We start from the raw sequence: 21,101 nt of genomic DNA on the forward strand, positions 1-21,101 counted from the left end.
CCACAAACCACAAACTCAAAATGAGATAGTTTGTCCGTCTGTCACTTCCTGGTAGCCCTGCGTGATGAGTTGATCACCGGCGCTGAGGCCCTGCGTAATTTCGATCTGTCCGCCATAGCTCTGTCCCACCACCACTTTCTTGGCGCGGGCAATTTTCTTGTTGCCTTCCGTAACCGCGATGTACACCAGTTGACCGTTCTCCGTGTTCTGAATCAGGCTCTGATTGATCACAATGGCGTTTGGCTTCGAGAAATCGTTGATCTTCACCTGCGCCAGCATGTTTGGTTTCAGGGCCTTGTCTGACGGCAGTGGAACTTCAATCGTGAACGTCCGGCTCAGTGGGTCAACCGAGGTCGATACGAAGCTAATCGGTGCGTTGATCTGCTTGTCGATATCGGGGAAAACAACCTGAACAGCAGCGCCGCGTTTCACGGTGCCTGCATAGGTGTCGGCCACTTTGGCAACCACCTTCAACTGCGACAAATTAATCACCCGCACAATGCCCATGCCCGGTGCTGCCACCTGACCAACCTTGCCAATCACCTGATCAACAACGCCCGAAATAGGCGACGTTACCGACGACTGACCCAACTGCGCTTTCACCGTAGCAATCCGACGCTCCAGCGATTCTTTGTTGCTCTTGGCTTGCAGGTATTGCAATTCGGTGCCAATCTGCTGTTTCCAGAGGTTGTTCTGCTTTTCAAAAACCGTATTAGCCAGCGCGAGTTGCGTCTGCACCTCAGCCAGCGATTCGCGCACAATCTGATCATCCAATTTGGCAATCACCTGACCCTGCCGAACCGGCGAACCTTCCGACACGTACATGGCCGTGATGACTCCGCCCTGCCCTTTCGGCGTTACCTGCACGTTATTCTTCGCATCAACAGCGCCCTGTAGTTCCACAAAGTGCCGGAACGTGGTGGCCGCCAGCGGAGAAACCGCTACCGCTTTTACTTTCGCTTCTTCGCGCTTCACCGGATCGAGCTTGGTCAATTCACCTTCCAGCCCTTTGATCTTCGCACTTAGTTCGGCCTGCTCGCCTTTTAGCTTGTCCAGTTCGGCCTTCTTCGTTTGCAGGTCGCTTTTCTTCTCCCCGCATGCCGCGAGCAACGTACCCAGCAGCGCAATAAGTATATATGTCTGTTTCATGATTTACGATTTACGAATTACGATGTACGATTTACGCTGCCGATCCTTTTCCCTGTTCAGTTGCAGAGCTAAATCGTACATCGTAATTCGTACTTCGCAAATTTTATTGTCCTGTATACAGCCGGCCCAGTGCTTTGTCCTGATCTACTTTGGCAATCAGGAAATCGTAGAGGGAGGCGAAATAATTGGTTTGGGCCTCGCGGAAGCTGGTTTCGGCGTTGAGTACTTCGATGTTCGAGCCAACGCCTTCTTTGTACTTGATCCGGGTTACACGAACGATCTCCTGAGCCAGATCACGGTTGCGCAGTTGCGTTTGCAACGTCTGGAAACCATTGTTCAACGTGATGCTCGACTGCCGGATTTGCAGATCGATCGAGTTTTTCAGCAACTCACCGCTATTCTGCGCTTTCTGGAGCGTGATGCGCTTCTGAGCAATCTGGTATTTTTTCAGAAACCCATCGAAAATCGGAATCTGGACGCTTAAACCAGCCGTGGCGAAATTCAGCCAGGGGGTGGTAACCATATCGCCAATCCGGTTTTTACCGTTATTGTACCCGTAGTTGACAAACGCTGACACGGTGGGGTAATAACCTTTCTGGGTCAGTTCAATATCCTGTTGGGCCAATTTAAGCTGCGTTTGTAAGGTCGAATACTCAATCCGGCTCTGGTACTGGAACGTCGGATCAGGCGCAATCAACGATTCAAGTTCGGCCAGGTTACGATCCTGCAACTCTTCGGTTAGCGTGATTTCATCGTTGACCGTCAAGCCCATCTGGTATTTCAGCAGCGCGTAACTCAGTTGAATCAGGTTCTCTACGTTCTGACGCTCAGCCCGTAAGTTATTGGCTTGTACCTCCAGTCGCTGCACATCCAGTTTTTCTACGAAACCCTGCTGGTTAGAGGCACGTGTATCGCGCAGGAGCGTATCTAACCGGCCAATGTTCAGGTCAAGCAGTTTCGAGCGTTCACGGGCTACCAACACACCGTAATAGGCTTTCGCAACCTGCTCGGCTACCGTCACTTTGGTCGCCTGCGTGGTACGCTGAGCTAGTTCGCGGTAGGTTGCCGCCGCGCGTAAGCCCACATTCAGACTGGCGCTATAGAGCAACTGGTTCACGCTGGCGGTTGCGTTTCCGGCATAGTTCACCCCAAACTGAACCGGCACTGCAGGTGCATCGGGAGAGGCATTTTGATCGAAGAAGACTGCCGGTAAAAAGGCACGCTGAATAATCAGGTTATCCGTGAATGAGCCGTTGACGCTTACCTGAGGCAACGCCGACGCTTTTACTTCCAGAATCCGAGCTTCGGCACTTACCGCGTCGAGCAGCGTATTGCGCACGTTGATGTTCTGCTTAATAGCAAAGTCAATGGCTTCCTGCATCGAGAACGATTGCCCGTTTCCTGCCTGATTAGCTGGCTTCAACCCTGTTTTGGCCGGAGCCAGTCCCGAGTTGAACGTAGAAATATTGCCTGGCTGCAAGTTGACCGTTGTATTCTGAATACCCGACTGGGTAGTCCCCGACGGTAACGTACCTGGCTGCGAAGGGACCGTTGCCTGCCCATCGGGTGAAATCGATCCTGTGCCAGCCGGTTGCTGGGCTCCGGGTTGCTGACCACTGGCGGCCGCTCCGGTTGGCTGTTGCCCTACCGATGGCTGCGTAGGCACGGTTCCCGTTGGCGCCCCGGCAGCAGGTACCTGCGCCAGCAACGTACCCGGCATAGTTGCCCCCAGCCAGCTTACGGCTAGACAAACCGCTGGTATGAACCGCCTGAGCGTCTGTTTTCGTAAAGGAGTTTTCATTAGTTATGGAAGAATCAAATAGTACTTATTTTAAAAATCGGGTACAGCACTCGTTATACACGGTAAAACCGGCCTCGGTCAGCACACCCCGAATGAAGTGGTGCGCCAACTGATCCTGCGTGAATAAAACGTCTTTGTTATTGGGAAATAGGCGGTCATCGAAGCCCAACTGAACCAGTTCAACCCGCAGGCGGGCCATTGTTTCCAGATCGATATCGGTCCGGTACAAACCCTGGTCTACGCCCCGTTGCAGGTTAGCCTTAATGTCGCTGACAATGCGTTTCTCTTTGTGTTCCAGAAAAACCGCCCACGCTTTAGGGTAATAACGCTGCACGTCCATCAACAAACTTGGATTCACCTGATCGGCCTGACGGCGCATCATCTCCGACACGAGCAATATCTCTTCGATCGGGTTCATATCCAGACACATCACCCGATCACATTCCATCATTTCATACTCGATATGATATTTAACCGCTTGATAAACAATATCTTCCTTGTCGGAAAAATGCTGATAAATGGTTTTTTTAGAAATGCCTAACCGACGGGCAATATCATCCATCGTAATCGTGCGTACACCGTACTTCCAGAGCAGCTTCGCCGATTCAGCCAGTATTTTGTCCTTAATGGTCTCGTTTGCAGGTACGTTCATTGAGGCCGGAACTGAGGAAACTTACAGAAAGTTTAAAGTTTCCTCAGTTTTTCTAAGATTCTTTTCTCAGGTAAAAACAGTCTGTGATTAATACCAAAACACAACATAGACCTTTTAGGCGCACAGGGTTACACGTTTCCTAATCAACCTCCCCAGCCACAAACGTAAAAAGGGTGATCCCGACGAATCACCCTTTTTACACATACGGTCTAAACAACTGATTAAATTACACCTAAGCGGCCCTCGAAGTAGCTACCTTACGGAGCGTTGTTGACCGAACACTACGCGGATTAGTGGCCTCCTCTACTGCCTCGGCCGTAACAGCACCCATATGCTGCGCGCGTTTCAGCACGTAATCGAAAGGCAGGTTGAAATAGTTGGACACCTCGCTCCTGAACGAATCGGGAAAACGCGACAGCTTGATACCGAAGAATTTCTTCATTTCCGACTCGGGCAACAGCGATGCCAGCGCCACCTTTTCGGCCTCGGCCAACAACTCGCGCCGACTTGGGTACAGGTGTTCCAATCCAACGGAAGCAGCCAAAATGTTAAGGAACAGGTTTTTGTACATACCTGACAGTTCGGCCGGCAATATAATCCAACCCTGTTCCCTGAATTTAGCCGAAAACCCGGTGAGGCCGGGCGTGCCGCGCAGTTCACCGGCCATTAGATCGGCCGGAAAACGGAGCCGGTTCTCGCCAGATACCCCGTCTTCTTTCTGAAGTCGATATACTACCGCGTCAACGGGACTTTTCTGAAACAGCAGATCGGCCGGCAACACTTTCCGACTTTCCCACAGATCAGTCATACGGACAAAGAGAGCCTCATTGTGAGGCAGGTTATCGGCGTTGCCCAGACTAATAAGCATCTGGCGAAAGTTGGCCAGAAAATCAATCTGAAGCTGTGCAGGGTGATATTTGGTACGTGCCATAAGCGCAAAAAAGCCGGGTTCCACCCTATCGGTGACCGGCGTTCATTAGAGTTGTTAGTTTACTGAAATAGTAGAGTAAATATAAGTACTTGTGGGCAGATTCGCAAGCATCTATAAGTGATGTAACAGATCTGTTAATCAGAAAAATAGCCTGTTTCCATTAGCGCTATTCGTACTCATCCTGATCTTTATCGCCGACTAAAATGGCGTAAGTAGATTGGTATTGAAACAAACCTATTTAACAGGTAGTTAGCGAACATACGCTCAAAGCACCTTACCAATGGCAAAAAACAGGGATCTACCTTGTTTGCGTATCCATCGGGCTGTACTTTTACGCGGTCTTTCAGAGGCTACACTTTAGCCAAAATCAAAGACTTGTTTTGTTGTTTTTCAACTGTTTATCTCTGCCAACTAATCTATGTCTTGGGTAACCCAAACGTTAGCCAGTTCGCTTGGTCGGAAGGTGATTATGTCACTTACCGGTCTGTTTCTGTGTACGTTCCTGATTGTTCACGTTGCGGGCAATCTTCAGCTATTTAAAGGTGATGAAGGCCGGGCCTTCAACGAGTATAGTTACTTCATGACCCACAATCCGGTGATCATGACGGTTTCCTACCTGCTCTACACGTCGATTATTGTTCATGCGCTGATGGCCCTCATTCTTACGCGCCACAATCAGGCATCCCGTCCGGTCAAATACGCCTATGCCCGTCCCGAAGCGAACAGCCCATGGTCGTCGCGAAATATGGGAATTCTGGGCACAATTTTGCTCGTCTTTATTGTTCTCCATATGCGCACCTTCTGGTACGAAATGCATTTTGGCAGTGTACCTATGGCTGAATATGACGGCAAACAGTACAAAGATTTGTACGTTACCGTGGTTGAGGCTTTCTCACACTGGTGGTACGTGCTCATCTACGTAATTTCAATGGGCGCCCTGGGCTTCCATTTGGTTCATGGTTTTAAAAGTGGTTTCCAAACAATTGGTCTGCGCCACAAGAAATATACCCCACTAATTGAGTTTTTGGGTGTATATGGCTTCGGCATTCTCATCCCGGCTCTCTTCGCAGCGATGCCGGTATATATGTTCTTAAAACACGTAGGTATAATCGGATAAGTAGCTTTCCTAACAACGATTGTCTATGAACTTAGAGTCAAAAATCCCAGAAGGGCCCCTTGCCGAAAAATGGTCACGGCACAAGTTTGCTCTTAAGCTGGTAAACCCCGCCAACAAGCGTAAATACGACGTTATCGTTGTAGGTACGGGTCTTGCCGGTGCGTCTGCCGCTGCCTCACTAGCCGAATTAGGCTACAACGTGAAAGCATTCTGCTTTCAGGATAGCCCCCGCCGGGCCCACAGTATTGCGGCGCAGGGGGGTATCAACGCCGCTAAAAATTACCAGAACGATGGCGACTCCGTGTTCCGTCTGTTCTACGACACCATCAAAGGAGGTGACTACCGCGCTCGTGAAGGCAACGTATACCGTCTGGCCGAGGTGAGCGTCAATATCATTGACCAATGCGTGGCGCAGGGGGTACCTTTCGCCCGCGAATATGGCGGCTTGTTAGCCAACCGCTCGTTTGGTGGCGCGCAAGTATCACGTACATTCTATGCACGGGGCCAAACCGGGCAACAACTGCTGTTGGGCGCCTATTCGGCCCTCAGTCGTCAGGTTGCCAATGGTAAAGTGAAGCTGTATCCCCGCACCGAAATGCTCGATGTGGTGGTTCAGGATGGAAAAGCCCGTGGTATTGTAACGCGTAACCTGGTAACGGGTAAAATCGAGTCGCACTCAGCTCATGCGGTGTTGTTATGTACAGGCGGTTACGGTAACGTATTCTACCTGTCGACCAACGCGATGGGATCGAACGTAACGGCGGCCTGGCGTGCACACAAGAAAGGCGCTCTGATGGCCAACCCTTGTTTCACGCAGATTCACCCAACCTGTATCCCGGTTAAAGGCGATTACCAATCTAAGCTGACCCTAATGTCGGAATCGCTGCGGAACGATGGTCGCGTTTGGGTGCCCAAAACAAAAGAAAACGCCGAGAAAATTCGGAAGGGGCAGTTGAAAGCAACTGACCTGAAAGAAGAAGACCGCGACTACTTCCTCGAGCGCCGTTACCCGGCCTTCGGTAACCTGGTTCCCCGCGACGTGGCCTCACGGAACGCGAAGAACATGTGCGACGAAGGGCGCGGTGTGGCCTCGACAGGTCTGGCGGTATATCTGGATTTTGCCGATGCCATTAAGCGTGATGGTCAGAAAACCATTGCCGCCAAATACGGTAACCTGTTCGAGATGTACGAAAAGATCGTAGACGAGAACCCGTACGAAACACCGATGATGATCTACCCGGCTGTTCACTACACAATGGGTGGCTTGTGGGTCGATTACAACCTGATGACATCCGTTCCCGGTCTCTATGCACTGGGCGAAGCCAACTTCTCTGATCACGGTGCTAACCGCCTGGGGGCTTCGGCACTGATGCAGGGCCTGGCCGATGGTTATTTCGTTGTTCCCTACACACTGGGTGATTATCTGGCCACCATTGGCCCCGCCGATAAAGTATCGGTTGATAACCCTGCGTTTAAAGAAGCCGAAGCGAATGTGAAACACACGATCGATCGGTTCCTGAATACGAAAGGCACCAAGCCCGTAGACACCTATCACAAGGAGTTGGGCCACATCATGTGGGAATACTGCGGTATGTCGCGCACGGCCGAAGGACTGAAGAAAGCCAAGAAGATGATTCAGGCCCTGAAAGCCGACTTCTGGCAGAATGTTCGGGTACTGGGTGAAAACGAAGAAATGAATCAGGCGTTGGAAAGCGCTGGTCGTGTAGCCGATTTCATTGAGCTGGGCGAACTAATGGTCGACGATGCACTCGCTCGTGAGGAATCATGTGGCGGTCACTTCCGTGAAGAGTACGCAACCGAAGACGGCGAAGCCAAGCGTAACGACGCCGATTTCGCCTATGTAGCCGCCTGGGAGTACAAAGGGGATAACGTACCTGAAGTATTACACAAAGAGGAGCTCGTGTTCGAAAACGTCAAACTCACCCAGCGTAGTTATAAATAACAAGAGTGCCAGGTACAGAGTGCCAAGTGCTGGAAAGTCCGTTTTGTATGAAAAAGTCTTCAACTGAAACAGACTTTCCAGACTTGGAACCCGGCACTTTTTTCGACTATAAATCATGAAAGTCAACCTCAAAGTCTGGAGACAGCGCAACGGGAACGCAAAGGGCGCACTCGTTGACTATCAACTCGACAACATATCGCCTGATATGTCTTTTCTGGAAATGATCGACGTACTGAACGGCGAACTGACCATGAAAGGCGAAGACATTATTGCCTTCGACCACGACTGCCGCGAGGGTATCTGCGGCATGTGCTCAATGTACATCAACGGCCGGGCGCATGGCCCGCAAACAGGGGCTACTACCTGCCAGTTGCACATGCGTTCGTTCAGCGATGGCGACACCATCGTGGTTGAACCATGGCGCGCTAGGGCCTTCCCCGTTATTAAAGACGTAATGGTCGATCGGTCAGCGTTTGACCGGATCGTGCAGGCGGGTGGGTACGTATCGGTCAACACTGGTTCGGCTCGTGATGCCAACGAAACACTAGTGCCCCGCCCCATTGCCGATGAAGCTATGGACGCGGCCCAGTGCATTGGTTGCGGTGCTTGTGTAGCGGCTTGCAAAAATGCATCGGCTATGCTGTTCGTAGCGGCGAAAGTGTCTCACCTCGCGGTGTTACCACAAGGCCAGGCCGAAGCCAGTCTACGCGCCGAGCGTATGGTTGCTCAGATGGATGCCGAAGGATTTGGCGCCTGCTCATTCACCGGAGCCTGCTCAGTTGAATGTCCGAAAGAGATTTCGCTTGACCATATTGCCCGCCTGAACCGCGAATATCTGGGTGCCAAAATCACGTCAGAAGCAATGTAAGCTTTGCTATTTTTCCTACAAAAAATGCCCGGCTAGAAATAGTCGGGCATTTTTTGTAGGAAAAATAGCAAAGCAAAACAGCAAACCAATGCTGATTGATCTGCTGCTCAAAATAGATACAACGTACCTAAGATTATGAAGCTGAGCTATTCCGCTTCCGCTTAACCGATGTGCGGGCAGCGACTTCGGCCTGAAATTTGATTTTCAGTTGACGATCAAGATCCTTATCCCGTGGAACGTAGATACTTGTTTTTCCGTCCGAAAATTTAAGCATCCAATACACATTATCAGTAGTAGGTGGAATGGATGTATAAACAGGCTTGCTCATGATTCGTATGTTTAAAATGAATATGGACGCCTACACGGCCGTCCTGTATAACTAGTCAACGTGGTTTGTGCGCGAATCTTGTCGGCCGGGCGCATGCGGCCTGCTATTGACGAACTCGTTGAAGCTGTATTAAGCTACTTGCTTTCTAACTTCAACAGCATTCGGACCTTTAGGCGTCTTCGTTACTTCGAAGGTTACCTTATCCTGCTCGGTAATAGCATCGATGAGACCATTCATGTGCACAAAAATGCTTTCCTGGCTCTGCTGATCCCGAATGAAGCCATAGCCTTTCGAGGAATTAAAGAAGGTTACAATACCCTTCCTGACTAAATCTTCAGGGGCTGCATCTTCCTGTTTAGACACACCGATCTGGATGTCTGCCTGGTCGATGACGCGCCGCTTTTTATTTGGGTCCGGCGGCGTCGAGGTAATGTTACCATTCTCGTCAACGTAGGCCATCATGTCGTCAAGACCTAGACCTTTCTGAGCACTGGCTTTGCGTTCTTCCCGCTTCTCGTCTTTATCCTTTCTCTTTTTCTGTCTTGCTTTTTCTTTTTCTTTTTTGCTAAATGTCTCCATTCAAGATTGGTATTAAGTGAGAAACCCGCGCAGATGCGCCAGGATTGGTTGTCAGAGAGGTCATTTAACGCCGCAGTAGGCTACCAATCCGTGTGGGTATAACATAACCCACCGTATAGGCAACTGTAAACCGCAAAGAAAAGTTGTACTTTTTTACTATTATTCGACCTTTTCGGCCCATTTAATATGAAATAGGTTTGAAACTCTATTTTCAGCCCTATTTTAAGCCCCCATTTATCTCAAACTAAAACCGGGCAGTTATCTACCCTATACCGACGCATAGCCTGCTATGAAACTAGTCATATTGTTAAGCGCCTGTAGCCTGTTCTGGATGCACACCGCCTTTGCCCAGAAGAAAGAGCTGATAACTGTTGCCTCGTATAACCTTCGCTACAATAATGCCGGCGACGGCATCAACGCCTGGCCCAACCGCAAAGAGATGGTAAAAGCCCTGGTCAGGTACCACGATTTCGACCTCTTCGGCGTACAGGAAACCTTACGCGGACAGCTTACGGACTTGACCGAGATGAACGAGTTCGCTTTTGTTGGAAAAGGCCGCGACGATGGGAAAGAAGCCGGTGAACACTCAGCTATCTTCTACAAGAAAGACCGATTCGAGCTACTGAAAACCGGCGATTTCTGGCTGAGCGAAACGCCCGACGTACCTGGCAAAGGCTGGGATGCCACCTGCTGCAATCGAATTTGCACGTGGGCAAGGTTCAAAGACAAAACCACCAAAAAGACGTTCTACTTCTTCAGCGTTCACTTCGATCATCAAGGCGTAGTAGCCCGCCGCGAATCGGGTAAGCTGATGGTGCAGAAAATGAAGGAAATCGCCGGTAACGACCTGACCATCTGCGTTGGCGACCTGAACTCAACCCCCGACACCGAGCAGGTAAAAACCATCCAAACGCTCCTGAACGATTCGTATCAGGTAACCGAAATGCCGCCCTATGGCCCCGTAGGAACGTTCAACGGCTTCAAATTCGATGCCCCGCTAAAAGATCGCATCGACTACGTATTCGTTAGCAAACCCATCAAGGTCCTCTCCTACGCCGTTCTCTCCGACGCCAAAGATCAACGCTACCCCTCCGATCACCAGCCCGTTGTGGTGAAGTTGATGATGAAGTAGTAGGCAATCATGTAAAATTCAGGAGTACCCATTGCTCCATAGAAGCACAACAGCGTAGCGTCGGTAGAGATATATTATCGGTTCAATATCAACGTGTGCCATAGGTACACCACCGAGCATTGTCGCGTACCGCAACGGCGGCCCGGCTACGGCACGCACGAATTTCGGGTTAGCTCTACATTTCTACCGGCGCTACGCTGTTTTGCCCCGATAGGGCAGCCAGTTACAGATCAACTAATCACGTGTTAACCGAAAAAAGATGGAAACGCTTAAACTGCACGACATTGTGGCTCTCACGGTAACGCTGCCAGACCATAATTTACGGCGTGGCGATGTGGGGGTAATTATCGACATCGGCCCAGAGGGGCGATATCTGTTAGAGTTTGCAGATCGTAACGGTATCCCCTACGCTTCACCTACCGTATCAGGAGATAACCTGCTGAAAGTCTACCTACATGCGGATATGGTGGAATAATCACCACGTACTACACGTCTTCCATACGTACCCAGCAGGTGAGCCAACACCACGCGCCGAAACGCTTTATAAGCGCCAACCCCTTATGGTGAAGTTGTCGATGAAATAGCTAGGTCGAATAGCTGATAAACGGTTATAAAAAGAATGCCCACCCAGTTTAAAACTAGGCGGGCATTCTTTTTATAACCCTTAAGTAAGTGACGTATTGACTATTCCTAGCGCTAGGAAGGCTTTGCAATGGATAGATCCTTGGGCAATCCGTACTGGCGAATATGCTCTTTGGCCAGTTCATTCTTCTCCGGAAAAAGAACACGGCCTCCAAAAAGGCGACCTAATTCAGGATTCTCCGTTATCACAACGTCCTTTATACTAATCGATTTTTGTTCTGCTGAGGCTTTCATAAGCGAAATATATGGATTTACCGTTTACGCATTACGAACGCTTGATAGTTTGTGTTTCGTTCAAATAACTCCCAACCTTTACTTTCCGTCAATCCCCACATAACATAATCGGTTATAATTTCATCGTAAAACCTGTTTATGCCCATTTGGTATAGCCGGGTACGGTCTGGCGTACTACCCACTGCACGTAATGTTAAGTTTGAATTTTCACTCAAAAAATGAAGTGCGGCAGCAGCAACCGAGGCTAACACTATATCCCTATCCCCATTGTTAGAATTTACTTTATCATCCAGTGTTCCTGTTGTTGAATCATAGTCGCCGAACCCAAGATTGTACACATTCTCAAAAGTAGATTCTTCCAAATCAACTGGGCAGAACTGGACTACTTTCATAATGACTCCTCGCGGCCCGTCACTCTCAAAAACATATACGTTATTTTCTCTATTTACTTCTAACTTATATTTTTCTTGATTCATTATGGATTTGTTGTGGATCGTGGAAATCTGACTTTTGTAGGCTACTATGATTTTATCACTTACTAACGCTCCCGACCATGTTATGCACAGTCGGGAGCGATAAATAACTGATATTCAGTCCTATAATCAGGATCCGCACATTTCGCAATCGTCTTTGTTGTCGATTGAGCAGATCATGGCGGCGTAGGCTTGTTCGGCTTCGCTGACCTGCTGTGGGTGCTGCACCGCGTGCTCTTTGGCGTAGCCTACGTAGTCGAGTGGTTTTTCGACGGGGGCGGTTTCTGCCATGGCAGGTTCGAGTTGTGGCTCGGCCTGTGGCTGTACTACGGTGAACTTCACGGCGTCAGTGGCGGCTTTCGTACGCAGGTAATACATACCTGTTTTCAGGCCGGCACGCCAGGCGTAGAAGTGCATCGACGTCAGTTTACCGAAGTTCACATCCTGAATGTGGATGTTCAGCGACTGCGACTGACAGATGTACGCACCCCGGTCAGCAGCCATATCGATGATGTGCTTCTGCTTGATCTCCCAAACCGTTTTGTACAGGTCTTTGAGGTTTTGCGGAATGTTCGGAATATCCTGAACCGAGCCGTTGGCAATGATCAGGTTGTTCTTCATCGCATCGTTCCACAGACCCAGTTTCACCAGATCACGCAGAAGATGCTTGTTCACCACCACAAATTCGCCCGACAGTACACGGCGGGTGTAAATGTTGCTGGTGTACGGCTCGAAACATTCGTTGTTGCCCAGAATCTGACTCGTCGAGGCGGTTGGCATGGGAGCCAGCAACAGCGAGTTACGAACACCGTGCTCCATTACTTCGGCGCGTAGTGCATTCCAGTCCCAACGGTTCGATTTTGGCGTTACACCCCACATATCGAACTGGAATTGACCCTGCGAGATCGGCGAGCCTTTCCACGTTTCGTAAGGACCTTCTTTCTTAGCCAGTTCGAGCGAAGCAGTCATAGCCGCGTAATAGATCGTCTCGAAAATATCTTCGTTCAATCGCCGCGCCTCGTCCGATTCGAACGGCATACGCAGCATGATGAAGGCATCGGCCAGACCTTGTACACCCAAACCGATTGGCCGGTGCCGCATATTCGAGCGCCGGGCTTCCTCAACGGGGTAATAGTTCAGGTCAATGATTTTGTTCAGGTTGCGTGTGGCTGTGCGCGTTACCTCATATAGTTTCTGATGGTCGAACCGCAACACGCCATCGTCACCTTTCAGCACAAACTTGGGCAGGGCAATACTGGCCAGGTTACACACCGCCACCTCATCGGGCGAGGTGTATTCCATGATCTCGGTGCAGAGGTTACTCGACTTGATAGTGCCGAGGTTCTTCTGGTTCGATTTCCGGTTAGCAGCGTCCTTGTACAGCATGTATGGTGTACCGGTTTCGGTCTGGCTCTCCAGCACTTCAAACCACAGATCCTGTGCTTTTACCGTACGGCGGGCACGGCCTTCACGCTCGTAACGCGTATAGAGGGCTTCGAACTCGTCGCCGTAGGCATCAGACAGGCCGGGGCACTCGTGTGGGCAGAACAATGACCAAACGTCGTTGTCTTCTACCCGCTTCATGAACAGATCGGGTGTCCACAGGGCGAAGAACAAGTCACGGGCGCGGTTTTCTTCTTTACCGTGGTTTTTCTTTAGTTGCAGGAAGTCGAAAATATCGGCATGCCAGGGCTCCAGGTAAACGGCAAACGAACCTTTGCGCTTTCCACCACCCTGATCAACGTACCGGGCGGTGTCGTTGAACACGCGCAGCATCGGCACAATACCGTTCGAAGTTCCATTAGTGCCTTTGATATATGTACCTGTTGCCCGCACGTTGTGGATACTCAGGCCAATACCACCCGCCGACTGCGAGATTTTGGCGGTTTGCTTCAGCGTGTCGTAGATGCCTTCAATGCTGTCGTCTTTCATCGTCAGCAGGAAGCAGCTACTCATCTGTGGCTTCGGCGTACCGGCGTTGAACAACGTAGGCGTAGCGTGGGTGAACCACTTCTCACTCAGCAGGTTGTAGGTATCAATGGCCGCGTCGATATCGTCCATGTGAATACCAACCGATACCCGCATGAGCATATGCTGCGGACGTTCGGCAATACGGCCTTCCATTTTCAGGAGGTATGACTTCTCAAGCGTTTTGTAGCCGAAGTAATCATAGCCGTAGTCACGGTCATAGATCACCGTGGAGTCGAGGATAGCGGCGTTCTCCCGAACGATGTCGTATACCTCTTTTGAAATCAGCGACGCATTTTCCCCCGTCTTAGGATCAATATAGTTGTAAAGTCGCTTGATGGTGCCCGAAAATGATTTGTTCGTTTCCTTATGCAGATTGGAAATAGCAATGCGGGCTGCCAGAATCGCGTAATCAGGGTGCCGGGTAGTCATCGACGCGGCCGTTTCTGCCGCCAAATTGTCGAGTTCCGTGGTTTTCACGCCATCATAAAGACCGTTGACCACTTTCATGGCTACTTCAACGGGTTGTACATAGGCTGGGTCGAGGCCGTAGCACAGTTTTTCGATACGGGCGGTGATCTTGTCGAATTTGACCGACTCCCGGTGGCCATCTCGCTTAATTACATACATGGTGCTTGTAGGGGGTTAGATATGCGTTTTACCGTGAATTATAGGATTAACATAGCTGTGGAATGATCAGAGAAACCGTTCCACAACAGGCCAATCGGTTATGATACAATGTGTTGACAATTAGATAAATACAGAAACATTTAATGCTTAAAATAGACGTTAAGTCACTGTTAAAGGTAACCCAAAAGCCGCCGAAAAATTCACTCTTTGAGCAAGTCCTTTGAAAAGTGAAACTCGATAAACTCGCTTCGTCATTGGTTGTCGACTGATCATAAACGACTTACAGCAAGCTATGTAGCAACGTACCTAGAAAAGGTACTACTCAGAAAAGTTATATAGCCCGCAACCCATAAAAACTATCCGATATATAGAGTTGATAGTTAAAAGGAAAGGTGTCATACGAAGCAATAGATCAAAATAGCCGATTTACGCTCGAAAATGCCAGCCTCTGCTACCGTTTTACGCCATTAATATTAGGGTGCGGTTAATTCTGCAATTCGTTGGCAGAAAGTGTTGTGTGTCAGCGAAAAAGCCCGTATTTTTGCAATCCTTTTCGGACGGAAACCGAATTTTGGCAGATAATCAGATAGATACAATGAAAAAGGGCATTCACCCAGAGTACCGCGATGTGGTATTCCACGACATGTCGGCCGACTACAAATTTGTAACGCGCTCGACGGTTCAGACTAAAGACTCAATCGAGTTCGAAGGTCAAACATACCCATTGGTTAAAATCGAAGTTAGCTCACAATCGCACCCTTTCTATACGGGTAAGAACGTACTGCTCGATACCGCTGGTCGTATCGACAAGTTCCGTAAGAAATACGGCAAGTAAGCGACTACGCCTTCCCCCATTATCAAAATCCCGTCTTATCGAAAATAAGACGGGATTTTGCATTTGACAGGTTGCCCAGTCCGGGCGCTACGACCGTTTTATATTTTTACCCGTCTGACTCTTTACGGCCTGAACGCCCAGATAAACGAGTCGCGCTCGGCTTGTGCTCTGATGTCGTTAGCCCGGTAAGCCGCCCAGAACGTACCATCATTTAGCCAACCGTATTGATTGACCAATCCTACGGGCCGCTTGTAGCCGGTTTCATTGTTTCGAAGCCACAAAATATCCTGTCCAGAGGTATTGTTCGCGTATAGGGTCCATTGACCATCTGGCGACGGCTGAACGCCCGACAGGCTACCACTTTCATCGAATACGCTTATTCTTGTCGATGTAGCGGGATCGTACTGCTTTACTGATATGCCGCCGCCGCTGTTCGGGCTCGTGAGCCAGATAGACTTACTGTCGGGCGTCCAGCTTAGGTTATATACGGTAAGCTGACTGTCAAGTTGCTTCTGCAAACCGGTTCGCGCATCGAAATACCACAGGCCGGAGCGTTTATAGTCGGTAAAGACGACCTGCTGACCATCAGCGGCAAGGGCGTAGTTCCACAGGTCAGCCTCGGCCGGTAAGGGCAGGTCGGTATACGTTTTTGTGGTTACGTCATAGCTTACCAATCCACGTTTGGCCGATCGGCTTATTTCGAAAAAAGCGCGCTGATTTGTGCTGTTCCATCCCTTGAAAAGAAGCTGACTGGTCGTTGAGCCGCCATAAGCAGCCAACGGTTTCGTTCCAGTTGCATCGATCAACGTCGTGGTTATGATACTGGAGATATTCGTGTACTCTGCTTTCTGCCGAATCACGGGAAAACCTGCCGACGATACGTAGTACAAAGCAAGCGGGTCGTAGGGCATCAGCTTGTTGGCGGGTAACACCACATCGTTCACCACCAAAACTGGTTTACTTTCGGCGGTATACCCGCTTAAGGTACCCTTCACCTGAACGTAGTATGAGGTCCCCGGCTTTAACCCCGGCAACGAATAGCTGGCCTGATCGGTTGTTGTCAACAATTGGTAGTTTCCCGATTGGCCGTCAGACAAATACACCTCTGCCTTATCGAAAGGCGTTTCAACGGGACCAACCATTGATTGGAATAGAGTCCCCCGAAACTGTACAGAGACAGGCTTGGTACCGTAATCAATCCAAGCAGCCACCTCAAATGTACTCGGATCAAGGTCAGGCTGGTGTTTACAACTACCTGTCAGTAAGATCACCAGGGAAAATAGTAGTACGCTCTTCATACAATCGCTTGGCCCTTAGGCGTAATGACTCTAAGATAGTCATTCTGCAACCGAAAACACCAAGCAACAAAGTAAACGTTACCCAAACACCGTTTCGGCTAACAAATACACATTTAGGGCGATGATGATGCTGGCAACGCTCCAGGCGAGGTAACGTACCCAGGTGGGGTTGACAAAACGGCCCATTTTAAGGCGGTCATTGGTAAACTGAACGAGCGGGACCACGGCGAAACTGAGTTGCAGTGATAGAATGACCTGACTAAAAACGAGCAGTTCGGTCGTCCCTTTTTCGCCGTAAATAATGGCCACCACCAGGGCGGGTACAATAGCGATCAGCCGGGTTATGAGGCGGCGGGCCCAGGGTTTCAGGCGTAGATTCAGAAAACCTTCCATCACAATCTGCCCAGCCAACGTACCGGTGAGCGTACTGTTTTGGCCCGACGCCAGCAACGCCACGGCAAACACTGTACCGGCCACCTGCACGCCCAACACCGGATCGAGTAGGCGGTGCGCATCGGTAATGTCGGCCACCTGCTGATTGCCGGAGAAGTGGAAAGCGGCAGCGGCCAGAATCAGGATGGCGGCGTTGATGAAGAAAGCCAGCAACAGCGACACCGACGAGTCGATGGTAGCAAATTTGATGGCCTGTTTTTTCCCGGTGTCATTACGGGGATAATCGCGGGTTTGTACAATGCTGGAGTGGAGATACAGGTTATGCGGCATCACGGTTGCTCCCAAAATACCAATGGCGATATACAGCATTTTCGGATTGGTCACCACTTCGGCGCGGGGCACAAGACCACCCAGCACAGCACTGATTTCGGGGCGTGAAACGATCAGTTCGTAAGCGAAACAAGCCAGAATCATAAAAATCAGTCCCGCCACAATAAGTTCGATAACGCGGAAACCCTTGTTTTGCAACCACAGCAACAGCAGCACGTCAACGGCGGTGATAACAATACCAACGGGCAGTGGCATCCCAAACAACAGATTCAGGGCAATGGCTGAGCCAATGACTTCGGCCAAATCGGTAGCGGCAATAGCAATCTCGGCCAATACCCACAAACCCATTCCTACGGGGCGGCTGTAATGATCGCGGCAGGCCTGCGCCAGATCGCGCTCAGTGGCAATACCGAGTTTAAGCGACAGGTGCTGCAACAGAATCGCAAACAGATTAGAAATCATGACTACCGACAGCAGCTTGTAGCCAAACTGAGCTCCACCAGCAATATCAGTAGCCCAGTTGCCGGGGTCCATGTAGCCAACAGCCACCATCAGTCCGGGGCCGAGGTACGCTTTTAAAGTCCGAAAAAAACCAGCCGACGTAGGTACGTGAATACTGGCATGCGCTTCCGGTAACGATTGAGTAAAGATTTCCCGCCGCCAGGCCATAAAATAAGGGGTTCAAAGTCTAATGTTTAAGGTTCAAGGTTGCGCTGCATCAATACTGTTTATGCCTCATGCAGCGCAACATTAAACCTTAAACATTAGACTTTGAACTCGTTTTTTAGATTCGTCTAAAAATTTATTATTACTGATCAAAAAACTACATTTGCCTGACATTTGTTCACGTTACTCGTACAAACGGGAAAGAACGTACCTGCGATTTTATGGCGACTACATCGTTCACTGAAGAAAACTACCTGAAAACGATCTACGCCATTGCCAGTAGGCAGGAAGGTGAGGTAACAACCAATGCCTTAGCCGAAATGACGGCTACCCGCGCCGCCTCAGTCACCGATATGCTTAAACGACTGGCCGACAAAGGATTAATTCACTATAAACGGTATCAGGGTGTTCGGCTAACAGAGGAAGGAGAACGCATGGCCCTGACCATTATTCGACGGCATCGGCTGTGGGAAGTTTTTCTGGTCGATAAGCTCGGTTTTGGCTGGGATCAGGTGCACGAAATGGCCGAAGAATTGGAACATGTCCGCTCCAGCGAACTGGTGAGCCGCCTGGATGCTTTTCTGAACCATCCGCAATTTGATCCCCACGGCGACCCTATTCCCACCCCGGCCGGATTGATGCCCGACGTAACTTACCGTAAATTAGCCGACCTGTTACCTGCCGATGAAGCTAGTCTGATGGGGGTGCTCGACCATTCGGTAGCCTTTCTGCAACACCTCGACGCCTGCGGACTAACCCTGGGCAGCGTTGTTAAAGTTTCTGAAATCAGTGCCTTCGACCGGTCGATGCAAGTGACAATTCGGCCCGGACAGGCGTTGTTCATTAGCCATGAAGTGGCGAAGAATTTGTTGGTATCTCCCTGAATAGGCCTGATGAAAATACTTGACTGGTACATTTTGAAGCGGTTTTTGCAGACCTACGTTTTCGTAGTGCTGCTCATCGTATTGATTGTCTGCGTAGTTGATTACACCGAGAAAGTCGATGATTTTCGAAAACGTTCGGCTCCCGGTGCCGCTATCCTGTTCGATTATTACCTGAATTTCATTCCGCACTGGGCCAACATGATTAGTCCGCTAATGGTGTTCATTGCCACCGTGTTTCTGACCTCTCAGCTGGCCGCCCGCTCTGAAGTCATTGCCATTCTGAGCAGTGGCGTCAGCTTTATCCGGTTGCTTGTTCCCTACGTAATGGGTTCGCTGATATTGGCGGCGGTTAGCTATTACATGGTTAACTACCTGATTCCAAGGGCCAACAAAACCCGGATCGGTTTCGAGCTGAAATACACCAAAGATGCCTACACCTACACGGGTCGAAACATACACTTGAAAGTATCGCCCAACGTGTATGCTTACTTGGAAAGCTATAACAACCTGAACAACACGGGGTATAAGTTCACACTGGAAGAAGTACGCGGCAATCAGCTCCGTCAGAAACTATCGGCCGACCGCATTGAGTGGGATACAAAAAAAGGGAAGTGGACCATCTACGATTATCAGGTACGCAAATTCGACGATCAACAACGCGAAAGCCTCACGCCCGGCCTCCGCATTGACTCGACCCTCAATCTGAAACCCTCTGATTTCGATTCTGATTTCAGCCTGTTCGAAACCCTGACCAAGCCTGAACTCGACAGCTATATAGCGCTCATTCAAAGCCGGGGTGCCGACGGTGTGGAGACGTACCTGCTCGAAAAATATGCCCGCGACACGCGCCCGTTTGCCATTGTCATTCTCACCGTTATTGGCGTAATCATGTCGGCCCGAAAAAGTCGGCGGGGGGTAGGCTGGCAGGTGGCACTGGGCTTCATTCTGGCCTTTGTGTATATCCTCTTTTATATGCTGGCCAAAGGCGTTGCCGAGTCCGGCGCTATCAGCCCAATCATAGCCGTTTGGCTTCCCAACATTATTTTCGCCGGCATCGGCGTACTGCTGTATAACACGATACCGAGATAAAAGTCCAAAGTTCCAAGTCCAATGTTCAAAGTCGCTCTGCCGAGGAACGATTGGTTAAGCAGCAAAGCGGCTTTGAACATTGGACTTGGAACTTTGAACCTCTATTATGCCCAACCCCTCCTTCCGCGATTATCTTCATTTGCACTTTCTGGTTGTCATCTGGGGGTTTACGGCTATTCTGGGTCTTCTGCTCGAACCGCTGGGAGCTCCTGCTCTGGTGGCTTTGCGTACCGGACTGGCCGCCCTGGGGCTTATTGTGGTACTGAAAGTCCGGCCCGACAAAACGCAAATTGGCAACGTACCCGGCGTGGATGCGCCTGGCCAAGATCAACAACTGGCGCGCGACCAATGGGCGTTACTGGCTACGGGCGGTATCATTGCCGTTCACTGGTTTGCCTTTTTCTGGGCGGCCCGGCTGGCCAACGCCTCGGTCTGTTTGGCGGGTATGGCCACCAGTTCACTATGGGCCTCGGCGCTGGAACCCATTATTCTGAAACGGCGCATCAAAGCCATTGAAGTGATTATGGGTGCGGTGGTGATGTCGGGCCTCTATCTGATTTTTCGTTTCGAATTCGATAAGGTAGCCGGGCTGACTATGGCGGTTTTCTCGGCTATGCTGGCAGCCCTGTTCACCATTATCAACAGCCGCTTTGCGCAACGGCATAGCTCGCTGGTGATTGCCCGGCACGAAATGATCGGCGCTTTTCTGACGTCGGCGGTGCTATGCGGCATTTATATAGCCGTGGTCAACCCGCCCATGACCGAATTATTGCCCCAACGGCCGGCTCAATGGATGTGGCTTTTTATCCTTGCTTTCGTCTGTACGGTCTACGCATACACGGCGGGCGTAGGCCTCTTACGCAAGTTTTCACCCTACATGGCTATTCTGACCGTAAATTTGGAACCTGTATATGGTATTCTGCTGGCCGTACTGATTTTCAACGACCGCGAACGCATGACTGCAGGCTTTTACATTGGTACACTCGTTATTTTACTAGCCGTGCTGGCTTATCCTTTTTTGAATAGAAGCAAGAGTTAAGAGACAAGAAACAAGATGACGCTGCTGAATTATCAAACTTGGCTTAGCAGCGCGCCATCTTGTTTCTTGTCTCTTACTTCTCAACTCTTAACTCTCAATT

20 protein-coding genes are annotated in these 21,101 nt (G+C 50.1%); 9 read left to right on the plus strand and 11 right to left on the minus strand.

Translation table 11 applies throughout. From position 1 onward, the window contains the following. Positions 1 to 15: 15 nt before the first annotated feature. The 4 genes from ACAW87_RS15885 to ACAW87_RS15900 all read right to left on the minus strand — a co-directional run bounded on the left by ACAW87_RS15885 (position 16) and on the right by ACAW87_RS15900 (position 4,533). Complete coding sequence (locus ACAW87_RS15885; protein ID WP_370724578.1) at positions 16 to 1,149, minus strand: efflux RND transporter periplasmic adaptor subunit; 1,134 nt, start codon at positions 1,147 to 1,149, stop codon at positions 16 to 18. Between the two features lie 103 nt (positions 1,150 to 1,252). Further along, positions 1,253 to 2,869: a TolC family protein gene (locus ACAW87_RS15890; protein WP_370724713.1), complete on the minus strand. Its 1,617-nt coding sequence runs from the start codon at positions 2,867 to 2,869 to the stop codon at positions 1,253 to 1,255. Positions 2,870 to 2,975: 106 nt separating this feature from the next. Continuing rightward, a complete protein-coding gene (locus ACAW87_RS15895; RefSeq protein ID WP_370724580.1) occupies positions 2,976 to 3,602 on the minus strand; it encodes a TetR/AcrR family transcriptional regulator in 627 nt (208 codons plus the stop codon). A 232-nt stretch (positions 3,603 to 3,834) separates the two neighbouring features. After that, positions 3,835 to 4,533 (minus strand): hypothetical protein, encoded by a 699-nt coding sequence (locus tag ACAW87_RS15900; RefSeq protein ID WP_370724582.1) that lies wholly within the window; start codon positions 4,531 to 4,533, stop codon positions 3,835 to 3,837. Positions 4,534 to 4,951: 418 nt separating this feature from the next. Here ACAW87_RS15900 and ACAW87_RS15905 point away from each other — a divergent pair, with 418 nt between their 5' ends. The 3 genes from ACAW87_RS15905 (at position 4,952) to ACAW87_RS15915 (ending at position 8,481) form a co-directional block, all read left to right on the plus strand. Continuing rightward, on the plus strand, positions 4,952 to 5,650 hold the full coding sequence (locus ACAW87_RS15905; RefSeq protein WP_370724584.1) for a succinate dehydrogenase cytochrome b subunit: 699 nt from the start codon (positions 4,952 to 4,954) through the stop codon (positions 5,648 to 5,650). Positions 5,651 to 5,675: 25 nt separating this feature from the next. Beyond that, entirely contained in the window at positions 5,676 to 7,613 is a 1,938-nt protein-coding gene (locus tag ACAW87_RS15910) for a fumarate reductase/succinate dehydrogenase flavoprotein subunit (protein WP_370724586.1), read from the plus strand. Positions 7,614 to 7,728: 115 nt separating this feature from the next. Next, the gene (locus ACAW87_RS15915) at positions 7,729 to 8,481 is read left to right on the plus strand and encodes a succinate dehydrogenase/fumarate reductase iron-sulfur subunit (RefSeq protein ID WP_370724588.1); all 753 of its coding nucleotides are present in this window, start codon (positions 7,729 to 7,731) and stop codon (positions 8,479 to 8,481) included. Positions 8,482 to 8,614: 133 nt separating this feature from the next. Here ACAW87_RS15915 and ACAW87_RS15920 read toward each other — a convergent pair whose 3' ends face one another. Next, positions 8,615 to 8,809 carry a hypothetical protein gene (locus ACAW87_RS15920; protein WP_370724590.1) on the minus strand — a complete coding sequence of 65 codons (195 nt, stop codon included), beginning with the start codon at positions 8,807 to 8,809 and terminating at the stop codon, positions 8,615 to 8,617. Positions 8,810 to 8,938: 129 nt separating this feature from the next. Further along, on the minus strand, positions 8,939 to 9,388 hold the full coding sequence (locus tag ACAW87_RS15925) for a cold-shock protein (protein WP_370724592.1): 450 nt from the start codon (positions 9,386 to 9,388) through the stop codon (positions 8,939 to 8,941). Between the two features lie 289 nt (positions 9,389 to 9,677). On the opposite strand from ACAW87_RS15925, the gene ACAW87_RS15930 reads away from it, so the two are divergent. Beyond that, on the plus strand, positions 9,678 to 10,520 hold the full coding sequence (locus ACAW87_RS15930) for an endonuclease/exonuclease/phosphatase family protein (RefSeq protein WP_370724594.1): 843 nt from the start codon (positions 9,678 to 9,680) through the stop codon (positions 10,518 to 10,520). Positions 10,521 to 10,779: 259 nt separating this feature from the next. After that, on the plus strand, positions 10,780 to 10,995 hold the full coding sequence (locus ACAW87_RS15935; protein WP_370724596.1) for a DUF4926 domain-containing protein: 216 nt from the start codon (positions 10,780 to 10,782) through the stop codon (positions 10,993 to 10,995). Positions 10,996 to 11,216: 221 nt separating this feature from the next. Here ACAW87_RS15935 and ACAW87_RS15940 read toward each other — a convergent pair whose 3' ends face one another. The 3 genes from ACAW87_RS15940 to ACAW87_RS15950 form a co-directional block, all read right to left on the minus strand. Then, entirely contained in the window at positions 11,217 to 11,396 is a 180-nt protein-coding gene (locus ACAW87_RS15940) for a hypothetical protein (RefSeq protein WP_370724598.1), read from the minus strand. 17 nt (positions 11,397 to 11,413) lie between these two features. After that, a complete protein-coding gene (locus ACAW87_RS15945; RefSeq protein WP_370724600.1) occupies positions 11,414 to 11,872 on the minus strand; it encodes a DUF6934 family protein in 459 nt (152 codons plus the stop codon). 126 nt (positions 11,873 to 11,998) lie between these two features. Beyond that, entirely contained in the window at positions 11,999 to 14,467 is a 2,469-nt protein-coding gene (locus ACAW87_RS15950) for a ribonucleoside-diphosphate reductase subunit alpha (protein ID WP_370724602.1), read from the minus strand. 595 nt (positions 14,468 to 15,062) lie between these two features. On the opposite strand from ACAW87_RS15950, the gene ACAW87_RS15955 reads away from it, so the two are divergent. Next, positions 15,063 to 15,302, plus strand: coding sequence for a type B 50S ribosomal protein L31 (locus ACAW87_RS15955; protein WP_370724604.1), 240 nt, complete (start codon positions 15,063 to 15,065; stop codon positions 15,300 to 15,302). 122 nt (positions 15,303 to 15,424) lie between these two features. On the opposite strand, the gene ACAW87_RS15960 is transcribed toward ACAW87_RS15955, so the two are convergent. Together ACAW87_RS15960 and ACAW87_RS15965 are read right to left on the minus strand one after the other, a co-directional pair. Further along, complete coding sequence (locus ACAW87_RS15960; protein ID WP_370724605.1) at positions 15,425 to 16,600, minus strand: hypothetical protein; 1,176 nt, start codon at positions 16,598 to 16,600, stop codon at positions 15,425 to 15,427. A gap of 78 nt (positions 16,601 to 16,678) precedes the next feature. After that, entirely contained in the window at positions 16,679 to 17,992 is a 1,314-nt protein-coding gene (locus tag ACAW87_RS15965) for an Nramp family divalent metal transporter (RefSeq protein ID WP_370724607.1), read from the minus strand. 218 nt (positions 17,993 to 18,210) lie between these two features. Between ACAW87_RS15965 and ACAW87_RS15970 the strand changes: the two genes are divergently transcribed. The 3 genes from ACAW87_RS15970 (at position 18,211) to ACAW87_RS15980 (ending at position 21,001) form a co-directional block, all read left to right on the plus strand. Continuing rightward, positions 18,211 to 18,873, plus strand: a complete 663-nt coding sequence (locus ACAW87_RS15970) for a metal-dependent transcriptional regulator (protein WP_370724609.1) — start codon at positions 18,211 to 18,213, stop codon at positions 18,871 to 18,873. Between the two features lie 9 nt (positions 18,874 to 18,882). Next, positions 18,883 to 19,962 (plus strand): LptF/LptG family permease, encoded by a 1,080-nt coding sequence (locus ACAW87_RS15975; RefSeq protein ID WP_370724611.1) that lies wholly within the window; start codon positions 18,883 to 18,885, stop codon positions 19,960 to 19,962. A gap of 106 nt (positions 19,963 to 20,068) precedes the next feature. Then, the gene (locus ACAW87_RS15980; protein ID WP_370724613.1) at positions 20,069 to 21,001 is read left to right on the plus strand and encodes a DMT family transporter; all 933 of its coding nucleotides are present in this window, start codon (positions 20,069 to 20,071) and stop codon (positions 20,999 to 21,001) included. The last annotated feature ends 100 nt before the right edge of the window (positions 21,002 to 21,101 follow it).

Origin of the sequence: Fibrella aquatica (genome assembly GCF_041321135.1) — a bacterium.
Classification (GTDB): Bacteria; Bacteroidota; Bacteroidia; order Cytophagales; family Spirosomataceae; genus Fibrella; species Fibrella aquatica.